At 44.3% G+C, this 17,725-nt stretch carries 19 protein-coding genes; 8 read left to right on the top strand and 11 right to left on the bottom strand.

All coding sequences use genetic code 11. The annotated features are described in order from the left end of the window. Nucleotides 1-13 precede the first annotated feature (13 nt). From APB76_RS04475 to bolA, 8 genes are all read right to left on the bottom strand, one after another. Nucleotides 14-1,018, bottom strand: a complete 1,005-nt coding sequence (locus APB76_RS04475; RefSeq protein ID WP_049842832.1) for an FAD:protein FMN transferase — start codon at nt 1,016-1,018, stop codon at nt 14-16. A 245-nt stretch (nt 1,019-1,263) separates the two neighbouring features. Next, the gene (gene nqrF / locus APB76_RS04470; protein WP_054961991.1) at nt 1,264-2,490 is read right to left on the bottom strand and encodes an NADH:ubiquinone reductase (Na(+)-transporting) subunit F; all 1,227 of its coding nucleotides are present in this window, start codon (nt 2,488-2,490) and stop codon (nt 1,264-1,266) included. A 33-nt stretch (nt 2,491-2,523) separates the two neighbouring features. Beyond that, nucleotides 2,524-3,120 (bottom strand): NADH:ubiquinone reductase (Na(+)-transporting) subunit E, encoded by a 597-nt coding sequence (gene nqrE, locus APB76_RS04465; RefSeq protein WP_004744903.1) that lies wholly within the window; start codon nt 3,118-3,120, stop codon nt 2,524-2,526. 7 nt (nt 3,121-3,127) lie between these two features. After that, nucleotides 3,128-3,760 carry an NADH:ubiquinone reductase (Na(+)-transporting) subunit D gene (locus tag APB76_RS04460; RefSeq protein WP_049842834.1) on the bottom strand — a complete coding sequence of 211 codons (633 nt, stop codon included), beginning with the start codon at nt 3,758-3,760 and terminating at the stop codon, nt 3,128-3,130. Then, nucleotides 3,760-4,530 (bottom strand): Na(+)-translocating NADH-quinone reductase subunit C, encoded by a 771-nt coding sequence (locus tag APB76_RS04455; protein WP_049842835.1) that lies wholly within the window; start codon nt 4,528-4,530, stop codon nt 3,760-3,762. Before APB76_RS04455 ends, APB76_RS04460 begins: the two co-directional genes overlap by 1 nt. After that, nucleotides 4,520-5,764, bottom strand: a complete 1,245-nt coding sequence (locus tag APB76_RS04450) for an NADH:ubiquinone reductase (Na(+)-transporting) subunit B (protein ID WP_049842836.1) — start codon at nt 5,762-5,764, stop codon at nt 4,520-4,522. The genes APB76_RS04455 and APB76_RS04450 overlap by 11 nt, the downstream gene beginning before the upstream one ends. A gap of 5 nt (nt 5,765-5,769) precedes the next feature. Beyond that, nucleotides 5,770-7,110: a Na(+)-translocating NADH-quinone reductase subunit A gene (locus APB76_RS04445; protein WP_054961992.1), complete on the bottom strand. Its 1,341-nt coding sequence runs from the start codon at nt 7,108-7,110 to the stop codon at nt 5,770-5,772. A gap of 433 nt (nt 7,111-7,543) precedes the next feature. After that, the gene (bolA, locus tag APB76_RS04440) at nt 7,544-7,852 is read right to left on the bottom strand and encodes a transcriptional regulator BolA (protein WP_049842838.1); all 309 of its coding nucleotides are present in this window, start codon (nt 7,850-7,852) and stop codon (nt 7,544-7,546) included. 138 nt (nt 7,853-7,990) lie between these two features. On the opposite strand from bolA, the gene APB76_RS04435 reads away from it, so the two are divergent. The 4 genes from APB76_RS04435 to APB76_RS04420 all read left to right on the top strand — a co-directional run bounded on the left by APB76_RS04435 (nt 7,991) and on the right by APB76_RS04420 (nt 11,762). Continuing rightward, the gene (locus APB76_RS04435) at nt 7,991-9,121 is read left to right on the top strand and encodes a methyltransferase (protein WP_054961993.1); all 1,131 of its coding nucleotides are present in this window, start codon (nt 7,991-7,993) and stop codon (nt 9,119-9,121) included. A 62-nt stretch (nt 9,122-9,183) separates the two neighbouring features. Further along, nucleotides 9,184-9,753 carry a YajG family lipoprotein gene (locus tag APB76_RS04430; RefSeq protein WP_054961994.1) on the top strand — a complete coding sequence of 190 codons (570 nt, stop codon included), beginning with the start codon at nt 9,184-9,186 and terminating at the stop codon, nt 9,751-9,753. Beyond that, nucleotides 9,753-10,298 carry a peptidylprolyl isomerase gene (locus APB76_RS04425; RefSeq protein ID WP_049842841.1) on the top strand — a complete coding sequence of 182 codons (546 nt, stop codon included), beginning with the start codon at nt 9,753-9,755 and terminating at the stop codon, nt 10,296-10,298. The genes APB76_RS04430 and APB76_RS04425 overlap by 1 nt, the downstream gene beginning before the upstream one ends. Before the next feature lie 72 nt (nt 10,299-10,370). Further along, nucleotides 10,371-11,762 carry an AmpG family muropeptide MFS transporter gene (locus APB76_RS04420; protein ID WP_049842842.1) on the top strand — a complete coding sequence of 464 codons (1,392 nt, stop codon included), beginning with the start codon at nt 10,371-10,373 and terminating at the stop codon, nt 11,760-11,762. A gap of 52 nt (nt 11,763-11,814) precedes the next feature. Here APB76_RS04420 and APB76_RS04415 read toward each other — a convergent pair whose 3' ends face one another. Genes APB76_RS04415 through APB76_RS04405 form a run of 3 tightly spaced genes read right to left on the bottom strand, consistent with a single transcriptional unit; the run spans nt 11,815 to nt 13,696 of the window. Beyond that, nucleotides 11,815-12,477 (bottom strand): ChrR family anti-sigma-E factor, encoded by a 663-nt coding sequence (locus APB76_RS04415; protein ID WP_054961995.1) that lies wholly within the window; start codon nt 12,475-12,477, stop codon nt 11,815-11,817. 1 nt (nt 12,478) lies between these two features. Further along, nucleotides 12,479-13,057, bottom strand: a complete 579-nt coding sequence (locus tag APB76_RS04410; protein WP_054961996.1) for a sigma-70 family RNA polymerase sigma factor — start codon at nt 13,055-13,057, stop codon at nt 12,479-12,481. A gap of 57 nt (nt 13,058-13,114) precedes the next feature. After that, nucleotides 13,115-13,696, bottom strand: a complete 582-nt coding sequence (locus APB76_RS04405; protein ID WP_054961997.1) for an LON peptidase substrate-binding domain-containing protein — start codon at nt 13,694-13,696, stop codon at nt 13,115-13,117. Nucleotides 13,697-14,039: 343 nt separating this feature from the next. On the opposite strand from APB76_RS04405, the gene APB76_RS04400 reads away from it, so the two are divergent. The 4 genes from APB76_RS04400 (at nt 14,040) to csdA (ending at nt 17,672) form a co-directional block, all read left to right on the top strand. After that, nucleotides 14,040-14,861, top strand: a complete 822-nt coding sequence (locus APB76_RS04400) for a nucleoside-specific channel-forming Tsx family protein (protein ID WP_054961998.1) — start codon at nt 14,040-14,042, stop codon at nt 14,859-14,861. A gap of 113 nt (nt 14,862-14,974) precedes the next feature. After that, a complete protein-coding gene (panE, locus tag APB76_RS04395; RefSeq protein ID WP_054962067.1) occupies nt 14,975-15,865 on the top strand; it encodes a 2-dehydropantoate 2-reductase in 891 nt (296 codons plus the stop codon). Further along, nucleotides 15,862-16,461, top strand: coding sequence for a DJ-1 family glyoxalase III (locus APB76_RS04390; RefSeq protein ID WP_054961999.1), 600 nt, complete (start codon nt 15,862-15,864; stop codon nt 16,459-16,461). Before panE ends, APB76_RS04390 begins: the two co-directional genes overlap by 4 nt. Continuing rightward, entirely contained in the window at nt 16,461-17,672 is a 1,212-nt protein-coding gene (csdA, locus tag APB76_RS04385) for a cysteine desulfurase CsdA (RefSeq protein ID WP_054962000.1), read from the top strand. Before APB76_RS04390 ends, csdA begins: the two co-directional genes overlap by 1 nt. Nucleotides 17,673-17,725: the final 53 nt, after the last annotated feature.

Below are 17,725 nucleotides of genomic sequence, written 5' to 3'. Positions count from 1 at the left end.
GCTCATAATTATATTATTGATTCATAAACGGCTTGTAAGCTTCAGAAGCTAACTCTTTAAAGCCATCTTGGGTTTTCACAATCATAAACGCAGGAATGTTATTGTCGTTAGCAACCTGCATACCTAGCTCTTCACCAAGAACCATCAAGCCCGTAGCCAACCCATCTGCAGTCATAGATGATTTATCCAGTACCGTCACTGATACCACCTTGTGGCGAATCGGTTTGCCTGTTTGAGGGTTGATGATGTGCGAGTATCGTACGCCATCACGCTCAAAATAGATACGGTAATCGCCTGACGTCGCTACTGCCATATCTCCAGGTTCAATAATCTCTTGGATAGCACGCTCATCCGTAGACGGTTTTTCAATCGCGATACGCCATTTAACCCCTTCACGGTTGAGACCTTTCAGGCGCATTTCACCACCGACTTCAACCATGAAGTTCTCAACACCTTGAGATTGAATGTAGTCTGCAACGACATCCACACCCCAGCCTTTTGCGATCGTGGATAGATCAACGTACAAGTTAGGAATATCTTTTTTAAGTGTATTACCTTCAACAGAAAGGTGTTCAATACCCGTCATCGCTTTACGCGCTGCGAGCTCTTCATCGGTAGGGACAACTTCAGGTCGAGCTTCTGGGCCAAAGCCCCAAAGGTTAACCAATGGACCCACCGTCACATCTAATGCACCATGAGTAAGACCGTTTAAACGAATCGCTTCTTTCACAACGGTAACCGTTTGTGGAGATACGGCGAATGATTCTGATGACTGAAGCTGGTTAAAGCGACTTAACTCAGAGTCCTTACGGTAGGTCGACATCTGGTCATTGACCTCTTCAAGCAGTCGATCGACTTCTTGCTGAAGCACCTCTGGTGAAGGGATACCCTCCGCTGAGATGTATTTAATGTTGTAAGTTGTGCCCATTGTTGGGCCACTTAGATGAACCTGCTCCGCGGGCTTTTCACAGCCAGCTAAAACGAGTAGAGAAGCAAATGCAACAAGCCATTTTTTCACTTGTTAGACTCCTTAAATTCGAAACGGGAATAGCACATACGTTTTATATAGAACGCATCGACTATTACCACTCTTTAAAAAATAATGGCTGACTTATAGCAGTCAGCCATCTTATATACGTAATTTCAATTAGTTGGAGTTGTAGCTAGGCGGTAAATAAACCCAAGCCTATGAGCATAGATCGTCTATGTGATTAGGTTGGGTTTATGAAACCAACAACGCTACAGCTTCAAATACGCTGAAATTTAGCCGCCGAAGTCATCCAGTAGAATGTTCTCGTCTTCTACACCTAGATCTTTAAGCATGCCGATAACAGCTGCGTTCATCATCGGTGGACCACACATGTAGTACTCACAATCTTCAGGTGCTTCGTGATCCTTCAGGTAGTTTTCGTACAGTACGTTGTGGATGAAGCCTGTGTAACCATCCCAGTTATCTTCTGGCATAGGGTCAGACAGTGCACAGTGCCACACGAAGTTCTCGTTTTCAGCTTGTAGGCCGTCGAAATCTTCTACGTAGAACATTTCACGCTTAGAACGCGCACCGTACCAGAAAGACATCTTACGAGTAGAGTTTAGACGCTTAAGCTGATCGAAGATGTGCGAACGCATTGGAGCCATACCAGCACCACCACCAACGAAGACCATCTCGTTGTCTGTGTCTTTCGCGAAGAACTCACCAAATGGACCAGAGATAGTACACTTGTCGCCCTCTTTAAGAGACCAGATGAACGAAGACATAATACCTGGCGGTACTTCAGGATTATTAGGCGGCGGCGTAGCGATACGCACGTTCAGCATAATAATACCTTCTTCTTCTGGGTAGTTAGCCATAGAGTAAGCGCGGATTGTTTCTTCGTTTACCTTAGACTCGTAGCGGAACAGGTTAAACTTGTCCCAATCTTCGCGGTACTCTTGTGGTACATCGAAATCAGCGTATTTCACGTGGTGAGCAGGAGCTTCAATCTGGATGTAACCACCAGCACGGAAAGGTACTGATTCGCCATCTGGAATTTGTAGTTTAAGCTCTTTGATGAATGTTGCTTTGTTATCGTTAGAGATAACTGAACATTCCCACTTCTTAACGCCGAAGATCTCTTCAGGAAGTTCGATGTCCATGTCAGTTTTCATTGCAACCTGACACGCTAGACGCTCACCTTCACGCGCTTCACCTTTAGTAATGTGGTCAAGCTCGGTTGGTAGAATGTCACCACCACCTGATTTAACTTTTACGCGACACTGGCCACATGAGCCACCGCCACCACAAGCAGAAGATACGAATACACCAGCACCAGCTAGAGCACCCAGAAGCTTACTGCCTGGTTGTGTAACGATCGCCAGATTTGGGTCGTTATTCACAGAGATTGTAATGTCACCTGATGGTACTAGTTTAGATTTAGCGAATAGAATCACTAAAACTAGCGCCAAGATAATCAGGGTAAACATCACTACACCAAAAATAATAGTATTCATGACTATTCCTTTAATTGCTGCCGTTTACCCGACTTACAGTTGAACACCAGAGAAAGACATAAAGCCTAACGCCATTAGACCAACTGTGATGAACGTGATACCAAGACCGCGTAGACCTGGAGGTACATCAGAGTACTTCATCTTCTCACGAATACCTGCAAGAGCAACGATAGCTAGCATCCAACCCACACCTGAGCCGAAGCCGTATACTACTGACTCTGCAAAGTTGTAGTCACGTTGTACCATGAAAGATACACCACCGAAGATCGCACAGTTTACTGTGATCAGCGGTAGGAAGATGCCTAGTGCGTTGTACAGAGGTGGGAAGAAGCGATCTAATATCATTTCTAGAATCTGTACTAGAGCCGCGATTACACCGATAAAGGTAATGAAGTTTAGGAAGCTTAGATCCACACCTTCAAGTAATGCATTCTCTTTTAAAACTAGGTTGTAAAGTAGGTTGTTCACAGGTACTGCAACAGTCAGTACGAAAACAACGGCAACGCCAAGACCGAAAGAGGTCTTAACTTTCTTAGATACAGCAAGGAATGTACACATACCTAAGAAGAACGATAGTGCTAAGTTTTCGATGAAAATCGATTTAACTAGCAAGCTAATGTAATGTTCCATGACGTCCTTACTCCTTCGCTTCTACTTGCTCTGGTTTCAGAATACGGATTGCCCAGATAAGGAAACCGATTAGGAAGAATGCAGATGGTGCTAGAAGCATCAGACCGTTAGGCTGGTACCAACCACCATTGCTCACTAGAGGTAGAACTTCCATACCAAACAATTTGCCAGAGCCAAATAACTCACGGAAGAAACCAACAGTGATAAGAACGAAACCGTAACCAAGACCGTTACCAATACCATCGATTAGCGATGGAAGTGGCTCTGACTTCATTGCGAATGCTTCAGCACGACCCATAACGATACAGTTCGTGATGATTAGACCTACGAATACCGATAGCTGCTTTGAGATATCGTATAGGTAAGCTTTTAGCACTTGGTCTACCACGATTACTAAAGATGCGATGATCGCCATTTGAACGATGATACGCACACTGTTAGGAATGTGGTTACGGATGATTGAAACGAAGAAGTTAGACAATGCAGTTACGAAGATAACCGCTAGTGTCATTACAAAAGCCGTTTCTAGTTTGGTTGTTACTGCCAATGCAGAACAAACACCAAGAACCTGAAGCGCGATTGGGTTGTTATCCAATACGGGTGCTAACAAGCTCTTCTTAACGTTTTGTGCGCTAGACATTAGTTCAGACCTCCGTCACGAACTTTTGCTAGGAATGGACCAAAGCCCATGTCGCCTAACCAGAAATCAAATGTACCTTGAACACCGTTACCTGTTAGTGTCGCACCTGATAGGCCATCAACACCGTGTTCAGAACCTGCTGGAGCACCACCTTTGACAATCTTGATTGCTGGTTTGTGGTTTTCATCAAACAGTTTCTTGCCTTCAAACTGAGCACGCCAAGATGGGTTCTCAATTTCACCACCAAGTCCAGGAGTCTCACCCTGTTCGTAGTAAGTGAGAGCAGATACAGTGTTACCGTCAGTTTCTACTGCAACAAAAGCGTACATCATTGACCATAGACCAGTGCCGTGAACAGGCAAAATGATCTTAGATACTGAGTCACCGTCTTTAACTAGGTAAACCACACCCGTGTTTGCACGACGAATAATCTTCGCTTTGTCTTGATCAGCCGTTAGCTTGATTGACTCTGCTGGATCTTTTGCAGCTTTGCGTTGGTCATAAGTCGCAGCGTCGCCGTCGACAAAAGCGCCAGTGTCAAAGTCGACTAGACGAGGCTCAATGTACTGAGCGAATAGCTCTGGTACTTTCTTGCCTGCCGCATCGATGCCTGCAACTTCAACGATTTTGGTCTGCTTATCTAGTACAGCGTTCGCTTTTTGTTTGTCGCGTAAACCTACAGCTGCTGTTGATACGATGATTGAACAAACAAGGCTCAACCCGATAACAACACCCAGCGTTTTTTTAATGCTGTCGTTATTACTTGCCATAGCGTGCTTGTCTCCGCTTGATGTTCTTCTCGATAACTAAATGGTCGAATAGAGGTGCAAACAGGTTCGCGAACAGAATCGCCAGCATCATACCTTCTGGATATGCTGGGTTTACCACACGAATAAGTACACACATCACACCGATTAGCGCGCCGTACCACCATTTACCTTTGTTAGTAAATGAAGCAGATACAGGGTCTGTCGCCATAAAGAACATACCGAATGCAAAGCCACCTAGAACTAGGTGCCAGTGCCATGGCATGTTGAACATTGGGTTAGTATCCGAACCGATGACATTAAACAGCGTTGCTGTTGCAATCATACCGATCATCACACCTGCAATAATGCGCCATGAAGCAATTCTCATGTAAACGATCATTGCAGCACCGATCATTAGTGCCAATGTAGATACTTCACCAATCGAACCAGGAATGTTACCGATGAAAGCATCCATCCAAGTGATTGGAGCGCCTGTCACTGTATTGACTAGTGCACCGTTGCCACCTTGTGCCCATTGGCTAAGCGCCGTTGCACCAGAGAAGCCGTCAGCAGCTGTCCAAACTACGTCACCTGAGATTTGCGCAGGGTAAGCGAAGAATAGGAAAGCACGGCCAGCAAGTGCTGGGTTAAGGAAGTTACGACCAGTACCACCAAAGATCTCTTTAGCAACCACAACACCGAAGGTAATACCTAGCGCCGCTTGCCATAAAGGAAGTGTTGGTGGAACAATAAGTGCAAATAGGATAGAAGTAACAAAGAAACCTTCGTTAACTTCGTGCTTACGCACCATACAGAACAGCACTTCCCAGAAACCACCAACGATGAAGACCGTTGCATAGATTGGTAGGAAGTAAGTTGCACCTAGGATTATCTTACTGCCAACGCCGGCATCGGCGGCTAAAGTGCCCCCAAGCATTTCTGTTAGCCAGTAGTGCCAGTTACCAGCAACAACCGCTGCTAGCTGATCACCTACATACATATGGTTAAGTGCTGATATAGCTTGGCCACCCGCATTGTACATACCCCAGAACATTGCAGGGAATACCGCGAACCAAACCATGATCATGATACGTTTTAAGTCAACGCTATCACGAACGTGCGAGCTTTTCTTCGTTACTAAGCCTGGCGTGTAGAAAAGTGTTGCTGCTGCTTCATATAAAGCAAACCACTTCTCATGCTTACCACCTGGCTCAAAATGATGCTCGATGTCTTCAATAAACTTTTTAAGAGCCATGAAAATTACCCTTCCTTCTCGATGGTATCTAGGCATTCACGAAGGAGTTCACCGTACTCGTACTTACCAGGACACACAAAGGTACACAATGCTACATCTTCTTCGTCTAGTTCTAGCGCACCCAGTGCTGCTGCACTGTCAGTATCGCCTGCACATAGATCACGAAGTAGCAGAGTCGGTTCCATATCTAATGGCATAACACGTTCGTAGTTGCCGATTGGAACCATTGAACGATCACTACCGTTAGTGGTGGTTGTCATATTGAACAACTGACCTTTAAAGATATGACCAAGGAATGAGCGAGTCACAGAGAACTTGTTTTTACCAGGCATAGCCCAGCCAAACAGTTCTTTTTCACGGCCTTCACGTAATACAGAAACCTGTACGTGGTAACGACCAAGGTATGCGTGAGGTCCAATTGCATGAGTACCAGTTAGTACTGAACCAGAAATCACACGAACTTCACCTGGCATTAGCTCGCTATCCGTTACGTCATCAAGGCATGCACCTAGAGATGTACGTACTAGACGAGGGTTATTCACTACTGGGCCTGCCAGAGAAATAATACGATCAGTGTAAAGTTCACCAGTTAGGAACAACTTACCGAAGGCGATAACGTCTTGGTAGTTGATACTCCACGCCACATTTTCTGCATTTACTGGGTATAGAAAATGCATGTGGGTGCCAGCAAGACCTGCTGGGTGAGGGCCATCAAATACATGCTCTTCAACATTTGATTGAGAAGAACGAGGAAGACTTGTACCAGATTTACATACGTAAACCTTGCCATCAGTCAGAGTTGAAAGCAGATCTAAACCTGCAACGAACGCTTCTTGTTGCTCATTGATGATCAACTCAGGCTGAGCCGCCAATGGATTGGTATCCATAGCAGTAACGAAAATAGCCTTAGTAGAAGATTCGATTGCTGGAACCTTGCTAAACGGACGAGTACGTAAAGCGGTCCAAAGACCTGATTCAACCAGTTGAGTTTTCACCGCTTCACGGTCAATACTTGCTAGTTGATCAGCTTCAAACTTATCGAACGTCACCTGCTCTTCACCTGCAACTTCAATCACAACTGATTGAAGTACACGCTTAGCGCCACGGTTAATCTCGATCACTTTACCAGCTGCTGGTGAAGTAAATTTCACACCTGAGTTCTTCTTATCTTCAAAAAGAACTTGAGCTTTCTTTACTTCATCGCCTACGCGGACATGCATAGTAGGACGCATGCCGACGTACTCTTCGCCAAGCAAGGCGACTTTTTTGATGGTCTTACCATCATTAATCACCTGGGTAGGAGTTCCTGCTACAGGAAGGTCCAAACCCTTCTTTATTGTAATCATACGCACTTGCACTACTTTTATCGGGAAAAAGATTCTTTGTTTGCGTAACTTTTAGACACGACACTAGTGTCCGGTTTTGGTGAAGTTTTAAACACCAAAATCGCAACATCCTATTAAAAATCTCGCTACAAGAATTCAGCGAGATTTATCAGGTGCGGTAGTCTATCATCTTTTTTGAAGTTGATGCCATGATGAATGCTATGATTAACAGAGATATTTCGAGCGAATAGGGTTTAAAGGCTATGGAATAGTCATAACTTTGAGCCACCGCACAAACACAAATCTGAGCGCTATTTCCTATTTTTCTAATTCATTCACATCATGAAACATTCTGTTTTAAAACCAACCATTGCATTTATTTGTTTCTACCTTGTTAACATCAAAACTATCGCTACCAATAAAAAGGGTAGCAAACGCTACCCCTTTTTGTGGCTTATTTTGAGCCGCCGAGACACATAGGGCTATCGGGTGCGAGCTGATTCTGCTCTTTCCATTCACCAGCCGTATAGGTATGCATCGATAATGCGTGGATTTGGTGAGCAAGCTCTTGTGCAAGCACTTGATTTACTTGGCGGTGTCGCGCAATCAAACGCGCCCCTTCAAATTCCTCGCTGACAATGACCACTTTAAAGTGGCTTTCTGAGCCTGGTGGAACATTATGCATGTAACTCTCATTGACGACATTGAGATAGTCAGGGCTGAAGGCTTCAGTCAGTTTATTTTCAATAACTTCTTGTATCATCGGTTTTTACCATCAGATATTAACAACTTTATAAGGTTAGATAATAATCGCCTCTAGCATAAAGCTAAAGGTTTTAGTTTCCTCAACCTTCAGCTTTTGCGACAATTTGACCATTACTGACTTGCTTGCATTCCAAATATGAAAACTGAGCTTACTTTGCATCAGCGCACCCTCTCTTTATTCCGCTACCCGAAAAGAAACAACGAAACTCTTCAAGCATGGGATGCTGGAGACGAATACCTGATAAATCATGTTAAAGAACTAGAGTTACCAAATGATCAGAACATTCTGATTATTAACGATAACTTTGGTGCTCTAAGCTGTTGGTTTAGCAAACGACATAAAATCACTTTGATGAGTGACTCGTTTATCTCTCATCAAGGTGCACACGTCAATCTTAAGGCAAATGACTGCCCGACGATCACTTACTTGACCACGATGGATCAGATTCCGAGTAACATAGATCTAGTACTGTTTCAGTTACCTAAAAGTAATCGCCACTTAGCCTGGCTGCTCAGTCAGCTGCGCGATACGCTAGATTGCTCAGTCCCTGTGATTGCTGTCAACAAAGCCAAAGAAATTCACACTTCGACACTCAAGCTGTTCGAAAAATACCTTGGCGAAACCAAAACATCGCTGGCTTGGAAAAAACATCGCCTTGTCTTCAGCAATGCCAACAGTCAAACACCAATCAAAGTCTCTCCTGACACTCGTTGGTCTGTTGATGACGAACAGATTGAGCTTAACAATCTGCCTAATGTTTATTCTGGAGAGAGCTTAGATCTCGGCGCTCGTTTTATGCTTGAACACTTACCGCAAAATCCTCAACTAAAACACGTACTCGATTTAGGCTGTGGTAATGGCGTGTTATCGGTAAAAATGGGCCAACTGAATCCCCAGATAAAACTCACTTGTGTCGACGAGAGCTTTATGGCGGTGGAATCCGCGCAACAAAACCTTATCTCAAACTTAGGAAAAGAGAGAGAGGTAGACTGCATCGCCAACAATTGCCTCGATGGAATGCCCGCGAAAAATGTCGATTTAGTGATGTGTAATCCCCCTTTTCATCAGCAACAAGCGATTACGGATCACATTGCATGGCAGATGTTCTGTGATGCAAAGCAAATTCTTAGTGTCGGTGGACAATTATTAGTTATCGGCAACCGTCACCTCGGCTACGATGGAAAGCTAACTAGACTGTTTGGCAAGTCGAACGTAAAAGTTGTCGCTTCCAATAAGAAATTTGTTATTTTACAAGCGACTAAATAGTCCACTATTATCTGTCTATACGTTTCAGTAGGCTCGCAGAGTTAACAAGAAAGGAAATTACAATGAGAAAACTGGTTCTAGCCGCGTCAATGGCATTACTCACTGCGTGTTCGGCGCCGCAGCAAGAGCAAATCAACTTCATGCCTAAGGCGGTATTGAGCAACAGCGATATTGTTCAAGATGCAAGTTTTACTCTAACCAGTAAAGACATGCGTTCAGCTCAGTATGTTGCTTTAGTAGACAGTGGACGTTCAAACATTGAACCGATTCACTCCAAGCAAAACGTGCGTATCTCGATTGAAAACGCTCTATTGGATCAGTTTAAGTCGCAAGGTTTCCGTAGTACTGTCAATAGCGAAAACTCAATTGAAATAGAAGTTCAAGAAGCGCTAGTGTCCGTTAAGCATACTGTTATGGAAAACCAGATGGACGGAAAAGTGGTACTTGAAATCACTGCAGAAACGCCGCAGGGCAAACTTGTTAAGACTTACACGGGTACAGCAAAACGTACTGGAGCACTTAGCGCATCAAACGAAGAGATCGAAGAAGTGCTCAATGATGTTATCAACCTTGTACTTCAAGAAGTTTCTAACGACCGTGAACTTCAAAACTACATGCAGGAGCGATTCTAATGTGGAAATTAGCAATTGCCTCACTTGCGTTAGTTAGCAGTCTAGCATTTGCAGGTCCCAAGGTAGAGTTCGAAACCAATCTTGGTTCTTTCACTGTTGAGCTAAACCAAGATAAAGCACCAATCACCGTGGCAAACTTTTTAAAGTATGTCGACGATGGCAGTTATGTTGGGTCTCAATTTCATCGCGTGATTCCTAACTTTATGGCGCAAGGTGGTGGATTTGATAAAGATATGAAACCGCTGGCCACCTATTCTCCAATTAAGAACGAAGCGTCTAATGGGTTGAAGAATAGTACCGCGACCATTGCCATGGCACGTACCAACAACCCGAACTCGGCAACACGTCAGTTCTTCATCAACTTTGTCGACAACAATTTCCTCGACTACGACCAGCGTCCACCGGGTTATGCTGTATTTGGCAAAGTAACCCAAGGCTTTGACGTAATTAAAAAAATGGGTAAAAAGCCAACCCACTCAGTAGGACGTTACCGCGATGTTCCTGTTGAACCAATCATAATTACAAAAGCAACTCTTCTAAAATAACTTTCTAGGCTCTAACCACTTCGGTTAGGGCCTTTCTTCTTGCACACCGGAAACTCAAACAAGGAATAGTGTATGTCTTTTGACTCTCCTTCCATGTCTTGGCGAGAAACTATTCAAAGCTACATGGATAAACGCCTGATGTGGGTGTTCATGCTTGGCTGTTCAAGTGGTTTTCCCTGGGTATTGATCGGTTCAAATATGTCGGGTTGGCTCAAAGATGCTGGTCTGACTCGCGCTGCAATTGGCTACTTTGGTAGTGTCTTTGCTGTCTATGCAATCAACTTTTTGTGGGCTCCTCTAGTCGATAGGGTACGAATCCCGCTACTACACGCTATGCTGGGGCAGCGCCGAAGTTGGGTGTTCTTATGTCAGTCTGTGGTTCTGGTTTGTACTTTGTTTATTGCAGGTGTCGACCCCTCACAGAACCTAATGCTGACATCCATGCTTGCTCTCGGTATTGCCATCTCTTCGGCAACACAAGATATCGCCATTGATGCTTATCGAATTGACACTTTCCCTAAGTCAGAACCATCAAAGCTGCCGCAAGCTTCCGCTATGGCAGTGATTGGTTGGTGGACAGGCTATTCAGTTCCAGGCTATCTAGCCTTTATTAATGCTGATGCGATTGGTTGGAACGGGGTTTACTATGGTATGGCTGCAATTGTTGGTCTTCTGATGGTATTCACCCTACTGGTCGGCGAGCCAAAGACTCAGCGAGATTCATTGCAAGCGCAAGCTGAACAGCGTCATAATAAGGTGGTCGGCAATCGAGCTGTTGCTTGGTTAACAGTAACCGTTGTAGAGCCATTCTTAGACTTTTTCAAACGTAATGGCTTTCGCGTTGCACTGACGTTATTACTCTTCGTCTTCCTATTTAAGATTGGTGAAGCGTTCCTTGGCAGAATGTCAATTACCTTCTATAAAGAGATTGGTTTTAGCAATGAGCAGATCGGCTACTACTCTAAGTTGATTGGCTGGGGCTTAACCATTCTATTCACTTTGATCGGTAGTATGGTCAATGTTAAGTTTGGTATCGTACGCGGTCTTATGATTGGCGGTATCGCAATGGCCTCGAGTAACCTAATGTTTTCTTGGATTGCTAACGTGGGGCCAAATGAGAAGTTATTCTTAGCCACCTTAGTGGTTGATAACTTTACCTCTGCTTTCTCTACTGTAGCCTTTGTTTCATTCTTAACAGTGGTCACAGGTCAAGCCTTCTCGGCAACTCAGTATGCCTTGCTAGCATCGCTCGGAAACTTTGGTCGAACTACCCTAGCTTCTTTCTCGGGTGAGTTAGTCGACTACCTCAATGATTGGTCAACCTTCTTTATCCTGACCGCTGTAATGGTCATCCCAAGCTTGATCATGCTCTATTCACTAAGGCACTATTTCACCGATATGCTAGACAGAGCAAGAGAGCGCGATAAACAAGAAATGCAGCAGCAAAACGCAGAAAATACATAAACAAAAAAGGCTTGGGTTTACCAAGCCTTTTTACCACCTCTATTCCAAGTTGTTAAGGGTACATACCTTTCCCGAACAAATTAAAGACTCTCGCCACACCTTGGGTAAATAGCATAGGCTCAGTCAGTACGGTTAAGCATAAACAATCTTCTCCTTGACGGGTGAAAGGACTATGTTTTACCGAGCCATCTTTAAGTAAGTAGTCACCTACTTGATAATGTCCCTCTTCATCACTGAACCCCCCGTGCAATACTAATGTAGACTCTAGCCCCTTATGAGTGTGCTGGGGTATAGTTACATCTTCGGCGATGTACATCAGGTTGACTCGAGCTTGCTCTGATATATCAATCGAAGCGCTATAGACCTTACCGCCATAATTTTTCCACTCACTTATTCGATCTCTAAAGCGAGTTAAGGAAAGGGGTAACCTAAAGTTTTTTCCATTGACTTCAATAAAGGTCGGTAAGCGAGGGGGTCGCAAAGGTTCGCAGTTTTGCTCTAAGCTAACGATCTGTTCAAACATGGAGTCTAAACCCTGAGTCGAATCGATGCTCTCGTTAAACAATTCTTCACCGCACTGAGCTTCAAAATGCTGAACCATCTGTCGACACTTAGGACAACTTTCAATATGAGTGGCAATGGTAAAAGCACTCACATCATCAAGCATACCCTGTACATACGCTTGTAACATAGATGTTTGTGGGTGGTAACTCATACTATTCTGCCTCTATAGAAATACGAAGTTTCTCTACGGCTAATCGAAGCCGCGACTTGACGGTGCCCAATGGTATATCGAACATTTCTGCAACCTGCTGATGAGGTAGCTCTTCGAGATAAACTGCCTTCACTACCTTTTTTTGTGCCTCAGGCAAGATATCGAGATATTTAATAATTTGCTGCTTGAGTCGCTCTGTTTCCGGAGAGTAATGCTCAACCATATCCGGCGGACAATAATCATTGGGCCAAAGGTCTTCAGAATGAAGGTGCATATCTCTACCCTTCTGCTTTCTGAGAGTGTCAAAGCAAAGGTTTCGGACTATCGTATATATCCACGTCGATAGGGAGCTTTTATCTCCGTCGAAAAGACTGCTTTTCTGCCAAACTGTCGCCATCGCTTCTTGAACGATCTCTAGTGCAATTTGCTCATTCCCCATATGGCGATAAGCGAATTGCTTTAAACGTGGGGAAAAGTGCGTGAAAACAAGCGCAAATGCCTGCTTGTCTTGCTGTTGAACCTTTTCCATGCACGATGCCCAGTCATTTTTATTAAAAGCTTGGGTATCCATGTCGGCCATTTCGATATCCTTAATAACGCCCTTTGTAATAGGTATACGACAAAAAGCACTACTCGATCACTGCGTAAGTTCATTACCCAGTGTTTTTTTCAGAAAATTGATAGCGTCGCTACAATCCACTTGCGCCACCAAGTGATCAAACTGCTGGTTGGTGAGGGGGAGAATCTCTAACCAGCGCTGGCTTACCCAGCTCGCGTCATCAAAAAATTTCTGTTCATATAAATTGCCGATATCGGGAAACTGTTGATAGACGCGATTTAGATAGTGACACAATGGTTCCGCCTCAGAATCAACATTAGCTACTTCCCAATTCGGTAGCCATTTCACTCGCGCATAGCGCAGACCGTCAAACTCGACTCTAAGATGCTTTATCTCAAACTTGGTTAAACCGGTAACAGAGATCCCTAACAGGCCATCATCGAGTTGTTCAAAATCAACCACCTTGACCAGAGTGCCAATTTTAGACAACTCACTGCAGGTTGCCGCTCCTGCTTTATCAAACAGGCACACGCCAAACGTGCCATCTGACTTTAGAGCTTGTGAGATAAGCCTCTTATACCTTGGCTCAAAAATTCTTAGGCGCATTTTACCTTCTGGCAACACAAAAGAGCTCAAAGGAAAAAGCATAATCTCGGACATAAATATAACTCCAAATATATTTATTAACAGTTACGTTACAACACGCCAACCCGATCATTCACCAAATATGTTGAATACATGACAAGCATAAAAATATAGGGGAACGTTTGCGTAAACGATACCCGCATCACTTTTTGTGCAACGCAATGAAAGTTCCGTTACATTTAAAAATTTAGTTTACGAATGAGAACCAGATCACCTGTTTTATGTTTTTTTACACACGTTGCACATGGCTTTTGAGATTTTTGTCGATATTATTCTCCCCATAAAGCACAACTAAGATCGTGCAACTAAGTAAATATCTACTGAATATTTGAATTAACAAACATAGAGAGTTCCCAATATGCGTAAATCACTTTTAGCTCTAGGTGTTGTTGCAGCGATGTCTGCACCAGCAATGGCAGCCGACTACTCAGACGGTGACATTCACAAGAACGATTACAAATGGATGCAGTTCAACCTAATGGGTGCATTCAATGAGAAAGGCGCAGGCAAAGAGTCTAGCCACGACTATCTAGAAATGGAATTTGGTGGTCGCTCTGGAATCTTCGATCTTTACGGTTACGTTGACGTATTTAACTTAACTTCAGATCCAAGCAGTGATAAAGCTGGTGCAGAGAAGATCTTTATGAAGTTCGCACCACGTATGTCTCTAGACGCGCTAACAGGTAAAGACCTATCATTTGGTCCAGTTCAAGAACTGTATGTCGCAACGCTTATGGAGTGGGGTGGTAATGCTGGTGTTAACAATCAAAAAATTGGTATCGGTTCTGACGTAATGGTGCCTTGGTTAGGAAAAATTGGCCTAAACCTATATGGATCTTACTACGGAAACAACAAAGACTGGAACGGTTTCCAGATCTCGACTAACTGGTTCAAGCCTTTCCATTTCTTCGAGAATGGTTCATTTATCTCTTACCAAGGTTACATCGATTATCAATTCGGTATGGATGACAAAGCGGGCAACAAGTTCAATACAAATGCCTCAAACGGTGGAGCAATGTTTAACGGTATCTACTGGCACTCTGATCGCTTTGCAGTAGGTTACGGCTTAAAACTATACAAAGATGTTTACGGTTTCAAAGATGGCGAAGCACTGCCTTGGACTCAAACTGTCGACTCATCAGGTGTAGCTCACTACGTAGCTGTAACTTACAAGTTCTAAGCGAATTCTATTTAGTGAATTATAAAAATGGCACCTTCCGGTGCCATTTTTTATTTGCTTTCCAATTCGCCGCCATTATCCTTGGTGCAAAGTAATCTACTTGCGTGATTTCGGTGAATATTATTATCTTAGGCCCTGGGGCAATAGGCTCCTTATGGGCAGCCAAATTTAAAGCAGCAGGTCATAGTATTTCTGTCTGGTCTAAATCGCCAGATCAAACCCTAACGCTGCAACTTGACCAGCAAACTGCGCATAGTTTTACCAATGGCAATATCAGTCGCATTAAACAAGCGGATCTGATTTTGGTGACGGTCAAAGCATGGCAAGTTGAGCAAGCACTTAGCCCACTGAGTACTCATATCAACCCTGATGCCATCATTGTATTGATGCACAATGGTATGGGATCCTCAAACTCAGTCGAACGGTTATTACCCGCAAACCCACTAGTATTAGCCACGACAACGCATGGCGCGTATAAACCAACTAAGCAGCAAGTCCTGCATACTGGCAGCGGGCAAACACAGCTAGGTGGTTACAACTCAAAAGGTAAGCAATGTGCATTTCTCCAAGAGGTGTTTTCACACGCCCTGCCCCCAGTTAATTGGAATGAACATATTCAACATGCCCTGTGGACTAAACTCGCGATCAACTGTGCAATAAATCCACTGACTGCGATTCATCAAGTAACTAACGGTAAACTCGCCTCGAACGAATATCAGCAAGAAATCAGAATTCTACTCAATGAAATTCACAGCGTACTTTCCGCTGAGCAGGTGCCATTATCACGCGATAAGCTATCTCAAACCGTGAACCATGTTATTGAGGCTACCGCAGCTAACCACTCTTCAATGCAACAGGATATTTTTCATCATCGCCAAAGCGAGATAGACTTTATTACTGGATATTTACTTGAACGTGCTGCGGCTCATGGTATCTCAACACCCAAAAATCGCGAACTGTATCAAGCTATCAAACAAATCGAACAAAATTGGAATTTACAATGACTAAAAAAGTACTCGTCCCAATTGCTCCTGGTAGTGAAGAAATGGAAGCCATAACTATTATTGATATGATGGTACGCGCGGGCTATGAAGTCGTTGTAGCCAGTGCTGACTTTGATGGCAATCTAACCTGCAAAGCTTCGCGAGGTGTAACCCTAACCGCCGATTGCAAACTGGTAGATATTGCTGACGACGAGTTTGACGCAGTGATTTTACCCGGTGGCATAGGTGGCGCTGAAGTTTTTCGTGATAGCACTGTTCTGGTCGAAATTGTTAAACAGCAGATGTATGAAGGCAAGCTAGTCGCGGCGATCTGCGCAGCTCCGGCCTTGGTATTAGCACATCATGATCTTTACTCAGATGCCCTTATGACCTGTCACCCAAGCTTTGAAAGTCATATTGCAAAGAAAAATTGGCGCGTAAAACGAGTGACATACGATATCAACCACAATCTACTCACTAGTCAAGGGCCTGGTACCGCACTTGAGTTCGCGATGGAAATCATCATTAACTTATCCGGCAAAGCTCACGCTTGGACAGTGGCAGAGCCTATGGTGACTATCCCCACTCTGCAATACCATAAATTGGGTGACGAATAATGTTCAACGCCAATAGTATCGCAACTCAATTCCCAGCTCTAAACCAACAAGTGAATGAGCAACGATTGGTTTATCTTGATAGCGCCGCGACTAGCCAGAAACCACAATGCGTTATCACTGCCATCTCAGACTACTACAGTCAACAAAACGCCAATGTCCATCGAGGCAGCCATAGCTTAACGGCTAAGGCGACCAGTGAATTTGAAAACGCACGCGAGACGGTCGCAAACTTTATTGGTGCAGCCTCAAGTAAAGAGATCATTTGGACTCGCGGGGCTACAGAAGCATTGAACCTAATCGCTCAAACCTATGCCCGCTCACTACTTCAGCCCGGTGATGAGATACTGGTCAGTGAAATGGAGCATCATGCGAATATTGTCCCTTGGCAAATTGTCGCTGAGCAAACCGGAGCCAAAGTCATCAAAATCCCGATGACAAACCAGTGTCTATTTGATTTAGCTGAGTTCGAAACATTACTAAATCAGAATACTAAGATAGTCGCACTCGCTCATATCACTAACGTAACTGGAACAAGACAGCCTATCGAGCAAGTCATAGAGCTTGCCCACCAGCACGATGCCATTGTGGTTGTCGACGGCGCTCAAGGCGTCGTACATGAGAGAGTCGATGTGCAAACGCTTGGCGCGGATTTCTATGTCTTCTCAGGGCACAAACTCTTTGCTCCTGCGGGGATTGGCGTGCTCTACGGTAAACTTAGCTTACTAGAGTCCATGCCGCCTTGGCATGGCGGCGGGAAGATGGTTGAAAAAGTCTGTTTCAGTGGTACAACTTTCACTGGCGTACCAGGTAAGTTTGAAGCGGGAACCCCAAATGTAGCTGGAGCAATCGCTTTGGCTACCGCGATCAATTGGTATTCATCATTGGATCAGGTTCAAGTTGGGCAACATATCCACCAGCTTGTCGAACGAGCTCACCAAAAACTGAGCCAAATTGAAGATGTGCAAATCTTAGGTTTTCAGCATGGTGCATCGGTTATCTCTTTCGTGATTGACGGCGTACACCATCAAGATGTCGCCACCCTATTAGATCAGCAAGGTATCGCTGTCAGAGCGGGCAACCACTGTGCCCACCCGCTAATGGATGCGTTAGGCGTGAAAGGCACTATCCGCGCCTCTTTTGCGGTTTATAACACCATGCAAGACGTTGATAGATTAGTCGCTGCGGTTGAGAAAGCGGTGGATATGCTTTAGCGAGAAGCGAGAAGCGAGAAGCGAGAAGCGAGAAGCGAGAAGCGAGAAGCGAG

This window comes from Vibrio bivalvicida, from assembly GCF_001399455.2.
Classification (GTDB): domain Bacteria; phylum Pseudomonadota; class Gammaproteobacteria; order Enterobacterales; family Vibrionaceae; genus Vibrio; species Vibrio bivalvicida.
The sequence above is the reverse complement of the archived record's forward strand: the minus strand, read 5'-3'. Positions and strand labels throughout refer to the sequence as shown.

What these genes read in the sequence shown, in the direction of transcription:
- APB76_RS04420 (WP_049842842.1), top strand. Translation starts at nt 10,371, where the DNA reads ATGTCTTTTGACTCTCCTTCCATGTCTTGGCGAGAAACTATTCAAAGC.
- bolA (WP_049842838.1), bottom strand. Translation starts at nt 7,852, where the DNA reads ATGATACAAGAAGTTATTGAAAATAAACTGACTGAAGCCTTCAGCCCT.
- APB76_RS04410 (WP_054961996.1), bottom strand. Translation starts at nt 13,057, where the DNA reads ATGGCCGACATGGATACCCAAGCTTTTAATAAAAATGACTGGGCATCG.
- APB76_RS04390 (WP_054961999.1), top strand. Translation starts at nt 15,862, where the DNA reads ATGACTAAAAAAGTACTCGTCCCAATTGCTCCTGGTAGTGAAGAAATG.
- APB76_RS04435 (WP_054961993.1), top strand. Translation starts at nt 7,991, where the DNA reads ATGAAAACTGAGCTTACTTTGCATCAGCGCACCCTCTCTTTATTCCGC.
- APB76_RS04445 (WP_054961992.1), bottom strand. Translation starts at nt 7,110, where the DNA reads ATGATTACAATAAAGAAGGGTTTGGACCTTCCTGTAGCAGGAACTCCT.
- APB76_RS04400 (WP_054961998.1), top strand. Translation starts at nt 14,040, where the DNA reads ATGCGTAAATCACTTTTAGCTCTAGGTGTTGTTGCAGCGATGTCTGCA.
- nqrE (WP_004744903.1), bottom strand. Translation starts at nt 3,120, where the DNA reads ATGGAACATTACATTAGCTTGCTAGTTAAATCGATTTTCATCGAAAAC.
- APB76_RS04415 (WP_054961995.1), bottom strand. Translation starts at nt 12,477, where the DNA reads ATGAGTTACCACCCACAAACATCTATGTTACAAGCGTATGTACAGGGT.
- csdA (WP_054962000.1), top strand. Translation starts at nt 16,461, where the DNA reads ATGTTCAACGCCAATAGTATCGCAACTCAATTCCCAGCTCTAAACCAA.
- nqrF (WP_054961991.1), bottom strand. Translation starts at nt 2,490, where the DNA reads ATGAATACTATTATTTTTGGTGTAGTGATGTTTACCCTGATTATCTTG.
- APB76_RS04430 (WP_054961994.1), top strand. Translation starts at nt 9,184, where the DNA reads ATGAGAAAACTGGTTCTAGCCGCGTCAATGGCATTACTCACTGCGTGT.
- APB76_RS04455 (WP_049842835.1), bottom strand. Translation starts at nt 4,530, where the DNA reads ATGGCAAGTAATAACGACAGCATTAAAAAAACGCTGGGTGTTGTTATC.
- APB76_RS04425 (WP_049842841.1), top strand. Translation starts at nt 9,753, where the DNA reads ATGTGGAAATTAGCAATTGCCTCACTTGCGTTAGTTAGCAGTCTAGCA.
- APB76_RS04450 (WP_049842836.1), bottom strand. Translation starts at nt 5,764, where the DNA reads ATGGCTCTTAAAAAGTTTATTGAAGACATCGAGCATCATTTTGAGCCA.
- APB76_RS04405 (WP_054961997.1), bottom strand. Translation starts at nt 13,696, where the DNA reads ATGTCCGAGATTATGCTTTTTCCTTTGAGCTCTTTTGTGTTGCCAGAA.
- APB76_RS04460 (WP_049842834.1), bottom strand. Translation starts at nt 3,760, where the DNA reads ATGTCTAGCGCACAAAACGTTAAGAAGAGCTTGTTAGCACCCGTATTG.